This is a genomic window from Paenibacillus curdlanolyticus YK9 (genome assembly GCF_000179615.1).
Taxonomy (GTDB): domain Bacteria; phylum Bacillota; class Bacilli; order Paenibacillales; family Paenibacillaceae; genus Paenibacillus_T; species Paenibacillus_T curdlanolyticus.
Genome location: NZ_AEDD01000018.1, coordinates 21,120 through 27,177, shown reverse-complemented (window position 1 = coordinate 27,177; position 6,058 = coordinate 21,120). Strand labels below are relative to the sequence as shown.

General features: G+C 57.4%; 5 protein-coding genes. All 5 read left to right on the top strand.

The window, feature by feature from the left end; genetic code table 11:
• Nucleotides 1-720: 720 nt before the first annotated feature.
• The 5 genes from PAECUDRAFT_RS23965 to PAECUDRAFT_RS23945 all read left to right on the top strand — a co-directional run bounded on the left by PAECUDRAFT_RS23965 (nt 721) and on the right by PAECUDRAFT_RS23945 (nt 6,043).
• On the top strand, nt 721-1,782 hold the full coding sequence (locus PAECUDRAFT_RS23965) for a phosphotransferase (protein WP_040714214.1): 1,062 nt from the start codon (nt 721-723) through the stop codon (nt 1,780-1,782).
• Nucleotides 1,783-1,901: 119 nt separating this feature from the next.
• Complete coding sequence (locus PAECUDRAFT_RS23960; RefSeq protein ID WP_006040762.1) at nt 1,902-2,555, top strand: TVP38/TMEM64 family protein; 654 nt, start codon at nt 1,902-1,904, stop codon at nt 2,553-2,555.
• Nucleotides 2,556-2,617: 62 nt separating this feature from the next.
• On the top strand, nt 2,618-3,382 hold the full coding sequence (locus PAECUDRAFT_RS23955) for a threonine/serine exporter family protein (protein WP_006040761.1): 765 nt from the start codon (nt 2,618-2,620) through the stop codon (nt 3,380-3,382).
• Nucleotides 3,383-3,412: 30 nt separating this feature from the next.
• Entirely contained in the window at nt 3,413-3,913 is a 501-nt protein-coding gene (locus PAECUDRAFT_RS23950; RefSeq protein ID WP_006040760.1) for a threonine/serine exporter family protein, read from the top strand.
• A gap of 384 nt (nt 3,914-4,297) precedes the next feature.
• A complete protein-coding gene (locus PAECUDRAFT_RS23945; protein WP_040714227.1) occupies nt 4,298-6,043 on the top strand; it encodes an ABC transporter ATP-binding protein in 1,746 nt (581 codons plus the stop codon).
• Nucleotides 6,044-6,058: the final 15 nt, after the last annotated feature.

Here is a 6,058-nt window from a genome sequence, read left to right as displayed (position 1 = left end):
TCTGCCCTATTGGGCTGAATGCGGGCCAGCGGAGTGAATAGGGCATAGAAATCTGCCCTATTGGGCTGAACGCGGGCCAGCGGAGTGAATAGGGCATAGAAATCTGCCCTATTGGGCTGAATGCGGGCCAGCGGAGTGAATAGGGCATAGAAATCTGCCCTATTGGGCTGAACGCAGGCCAGCGGAGTGAATAGGGCATAGGAATCTGCCCTATTGGGCTGAATGCGGGCCAGCCGAGTGAATAGGGCATAGAAATCTGCCCTATTGGGCTGAACGCAGACCAGCGGAGTGAATAGGGCATAGGAATCTGCCCTATTGGGCTGAATGCAGGCCAGCCGAGTGAATAGGGCATAGGAGTCTGCCCTATTGGGCTGAACGCGGGCCAGCGGAGTGAATAGGGCATAGGAATCTGCCCTATTAGGCTGAACGCAGGCTAGCGGAGTGAATAGGGCATAGGAATCTGCCCTATTGGGCTGAATGCGGGCCAGCGGAGTGAATAGGGCATAGGAATCTGCCCTATTGGGCTGAATGCGGGCCAGCGGAGTGAATAGGGCATAGGAATCTGCCCTATTGGGCTGAATGCGGGCCAGCCGAGTGAATAGGGCATACCAATCTGCCCTATTTAAGGTGCGCTGGGGCCAGCCCGCCCAGCGAAGTATCCAACACAGCTGCGTGCTTGTGCTACAATAGGGGCATATCACAGAGGAACGGGTGAGGCTCATGGCAACGGTGCCGAGCACAATAGATTACATCGCCGCGGATGGCACGGTTCGCGAAGACCGCCTTGCGGGAAGAAAGCTGCTGAACAGCGGACAGGGCGGAAGCCGGGTGGAGCGGCTTTATTTGCTGTCCGGCGAGCGTGTCGTATGGAAGGCGACGACAGATACTTCGCAAGCGGCAAGGGAGGCGGGTGTGTACGAGCGAGTGCTGCCCGTGTTATCAGCAGCATCGGGCTTGCTGTATCCTCAGCTGATTGCGCATGGGCTAGCGGATGCAGGCGCGGAGCCTTCTGCCGAAACGCAGCGTGCGTGGCTCGTATATGAGGACGTGGGCGAGTTGAACCATACGGTTTCGGAGCAGGCTTTGCTCGAGCTGATCGGGCAAATGGCCCGCTGGCACGCGCTGCCGACTGGCGATTTGGCGTTAGGTCCTGAGCGTGGTCAGCTGCCTGACTATGTCGAGCAAGCAGCCGATTTGCTAACGGAGCTGGGCTGGAGCTGGCGAGGTTCCGCGGTACCTGCAGAAAGGGGCAAGGACGCTGGAGCAAGCGATGAACCGCTTGTTTTCGGAGTAGCGGAATCGCTGGTCTTGCGGGTGGTTGAGGCGATGAAGCAGGAGCCGCCAGTAATCGTTTATGCCCTATGCCACGGCGATTTGCATGCGGGCAACTTTGGGTTAGTTGACGGCGATGCTAACAATTCCGCTAGTACCGGAAGGCTCCGCGTCGTGGGATGGGGGCATGTGCACCGGAACAGCCCCTATTGGGATCTGTATCATGCGATCGATATGGCGCATCCGCTGTTTCCACGCTATGTAGGCGATGCTGAGCAGGAACGGCTGCTCACAGCTTATTGGGAGCAAGCAGCCGAGGGACTCGTGCCGAAGAAGCGGGAGTCATTCCTGCGCGAGTACAGCCTATTCTCGGCTGTGTGCTCGCTTTGGATGCTGCGGCAAATCGAGCAGGAGCTCGCAGCTGCAAGCGGGTCATGGACGAAGGAGCAGCTGCTGGGCCAGCGAGATGAGACGCGGGCGGCGTTTCGACGCTGCGCGGGACGGGTGTAGTTTTGATTTTACATAAACTGTTAGTCAGCAGGAGAAAATAGAGCCGCAATCAAGGGTTGGGAATTACGTCTGGGCAATCGGTCTGGAGCGGCTTCTTGAGAGGAAAGTAGGTTGCTGGGATGGGGATATCGGATTGGGTGCAAACGATAACAGATGAGCACAGGCTGCTCGAGCTGCTGGAGCAATATCGGTCGTTCGGGCCGCTGCCGGGCATTGCGCTGACGTTCATGAAGTCGTTCGTGCCGCCGCTGCCGACGCTTGTGATCGTAGGAGTTAACGCGGCTGTTTACGGCTTGTGGCTTGGTTTTCTTTACTCGTGGCTGGGGTTGGTGGCGGGCTGTCTCGTCACGTTCGCGATCGCGCGGCGGGTCGCCGGACACCCGTTTTTGGAGCGATACGCACAGCGCAAAAAAGTGCAAAAAGGGCTGCAGTGGGTACGGCGCAACGCGTTTAGCTACGTGTTCGTGTTAAGCATTTTTCCCGTCGGCCCGTTCGTGGTCGTGAACATCGCCGCGGCAATCGCGCGCATGCGATTTCGCTCATTCCTGCTTGCGGTCGGCTCAGGCAAAGCCGTGATGGTGTTCGCGGTATCGCTGGTGGGCCATGATGTGGGTAAGTATTATCGGCAGCCGGCGCTGCTGCTGTACGTTGTGCTGTTCGTAGCGCTGTCGCTCGTCATCATGAAGCGGATAGAAGCGCGGTATTTGCGCAGCGAGGCAGCACGGAATAGCGCTGGAGCTGAAGCGATAAGCGAGGCGGAAGCGAAGCAATAGCATCGCGCTGTATAGCACCATGCCGCATTGCACGCGGCAGCTATTGGCGAGGAGGAGTCGGGATGGAACCAGCGGAGCAGCAGCATACGCTTGATCGGATCACGGAGGTCTGCCTGCTGGCAGGCAAAATCATGATGCAAAACGGCGGTGAAACGTATCGCGTGGAGGACACGATGATGCGTATTGCTGCCGCCTATGGAAAGCCGAATTCCCACAGCTTCGTCACGCCTACCGGAATCTTGTTCGCGATAGATGGCGCCGCGCCGGTAACGCGGCTTATTCGCATTTTGGAACGGTCGACGGACCTGCATAAAATAACGCTCGTCAACGATATTTCCAGACAGATCGGAAGAGGAGAGCTATCCCCGCATGAGGCGTGCGAGCTGCTTCGCAAGGTGGAAGCCGGGAAGCCCGAGTACCGGACATGGCTGCAAATAGCGGCAGCGGCGCTCGCGAGCGGCTGTTTCCTGCTTATGTTCCAAGGAACGCTCGCCGACTTCCTGCCAGCGTTCGCGGCAGGTGGCTGCGGCTTCGCGGCAATGCTGCTGTTCCATCGCGTCGTGCCGGTCAAGCTGTTCGCGGAGTTTCTGGCTTCCGTTGTCGTCGGCACGCTTTCCTATTTGTTCGTCCGAACCGATCTTGGACAGGAGCTGGATCGGATTATTATCGGCTCTGTGATGCCGCTCGTGCCCGGCCTCCTGCTGACCAACGCGGTACGCGACCTGATTGCCGGGCATCTTGTATCGGGCTTATCCAAAGGGGCCGAAGCCTTCCTGACAGCATTCGCGATCGGCACGGGCATCGCATTCGTCCTGTCGGTTTATTGATTTAGTAAAAATGAAGCGGGGAGGCGATGGATGATGGCAATCGTGATGGCAGAGCTGCTTCAAGTCGGCTCGGATCAGCTGCTGTCGCTTGCGGGACAAGCGTCAGCAAGCTTCGTGGCGTCGGCGGCGTTCGGCATCCTGTTCCATGTCCCGAGGCGGACGCTCGTGCACTGCGGCCTTGCGGGCATGATCGGCTGGATCATTTACGTATTGCTTGATGCTCAAATCGACGCCGTACCGGCTACGCTGGCTGCATCGCTGGCCGTGACGGTCATCGCCCAGCTGATGGCGCGCTTGTATCGTACGCCAGTTATCGTGTACAGCGTAGCAGGCATTATCCCGCTCGTGCCCGGTGGCGTCGCGTATGATGCGATGCGCAGCGTCGTGGAAAATCGGTACGACGACTCGCTTCCGCTCGCCGCCAAAGCGTTCATGTTGTCCGGTGCAATCGCGATCGGACTCGTGCTGTCGGAGGTCGTGAATCCGCTATTGACCAAAATATTTAGCGGAAGTAAACGCTCCCAACGGTAGAGGGGTTTTCTCAAGGACGCCCGCTCGCAGATCAAAAAAGTCCATTGACACCAAATATTAACGATGGTAAAGTTGCAAATAGCTTTTACTAACCGAAAGGAGGATTACGACATGATTAATCATACGCATCATATGACTAATGGAATGAACTTTGGTTTAATGAAACGTAATCCATCCGCACGGGGCTAAGCTTAGACACTCGCATCTACCGTGGCGCATGATTACGTTTCGTAATTGTGCGCCTTTTTTGCACCGCTGACTACGAACTGGTGTTCGTTGCAGGCGGAGAGAAGGCGTATCGCACAATGGGGCGGTGCGCCTTTCGTGTTTATGTTGGCGCTTGCGGATCGGATGGAACGGCAAGGAAAGGATGGATTTATCCCTATGTTAACTGTATTGCGAAAGCTAAGCTGGTTTTTCCGAGAATACCGGAAACGCTACGTGATTGCTATTATTTTGCTAACGATCGTCGGCTTCCTGGAAGTGATTCCGCCTAAGCTGCTCGGCTATACGATCGACGGCATCCAGCAGGGGCGGCTGAGCGATAGCTCGTTCTATACGGTAATCGCGGCATGGATCGGCTTGACGGTCGTTTGTTATGTCATGACGTATGTGTGGATGTATCAGCTGTTCGGAGGCGCAATTCTGCTGGAACGGCTGCTTCGAACGCGGCTGATGAAGCATTTTTTGCGCATGACTCCGACGTTCTATGAGCGGAACCGGACGGGCGATCTGATGGCGCGAGCAACGAATGATCTGGGCGCGATCTCGACTACGGCGGGGTTCGGCATATTGACGCTGGTCGACTCGACCTTGTTCATGCTCACGATTTTGTTCATGATGGTGATGCTCATCAGCTGGAAGCTGACGCTGGCGGCTCTTCTGCCGCTGCCGCTGCTGGCGCTGGCGTTGAAGTACTTCGGCAGCCGCATCCATGATCGGTTCATGAAAGCGCAGGATGCGTTCGGCGAACTGAACGACCAAGTGCTCGAATCGGTTGCCGGCGTCCGCGTAGTCCGCGCTTATGTGCAGGAGGAGGCCGATCGCAGCCGGTTCCAGCAGAAGACGGAGGAAGTGCTGGCCCGCAACATTGAGGTGTCGCGCGTCGATGCGCTGTTCGAGCCGACGAACAAGATTTTGATCGGACTTAGTTACTTGATCGGTTTATGCTATGGCGGATATTTGGTTTTCCATAGCGAAATTACGCTAGGCGAGCTCGTCTCGTTCAATATTTTCCTTGGCATGCTGATCTGGCCGATGTTCGCAATAGGCGAGCTTATCAACGTGATGCAGCGGGGCAATGCGTCCCTCGACCGTGTGACGGAGACGCTGGCCTACGATCCGGACGTGGCGGACGGCGAGAGGCTGGAGCCGGTTGCAGCGCCGGATTCGATTGTTTTCGATAACGTGACGTTCCGCTACCCTTCCTCGGCAGTGGATAATCTTGAATCGGTATCCTTCAAGCTGAATCACGGCCAAACGCTAGGCATCGTTGGTCGGACCGGCAGCGGCAAGACGACGCTGCTGCGCCAGCTGCTGCGGGAATACCCGCTCGGAACGGGGACGATAGCTGTCTCGGAAACGCCAATGGAGCAGATTGCCGTTGACCGGATGTTAGGCTGGGTGGGCTATGTGCCGCAGCAGCCGATTCTGTTCTCCCGCTCGATTCGCGAGAATATCTTGTTCGGGAAAGCCGAGGCGGAGGAAGCGGATCTTCAGCGCGCGCTGGAGCGGGCTTCGTTCGCGAAGGATGTTTTGTTCTTGCCCGACGGACTGGAGACGCTAGTCGGCGAGAAGGGGGTTGCGCTGTCCGGCGGACAGAAGCAACGGGTCAGCATAGCGCGGGCACTCATCGCCAATCCGGAAATTCTTATGCTGGATGATGCGCTGTCCGCTGTCGATGCACGCACGGAGGCGGAAATTATCGAGGGCATCCGTACGGAACGCGCAGGCAAGACCACGCTTATTACGACGCATCGGCTGTCGGCCGTACAGCACGCGGATTGGATTCTGGTGCTTGATGGCGGCCGGGTGACCGAGGAAGGCACGCATGAGCAGCTGCTGGAGCTTGGCGGCTGGTACAAGGAGCAATTCGAGCGGCAGCAGCTGGAGGCGCTGGCAGAGGCTTAACCGAGCGTGTTGAGA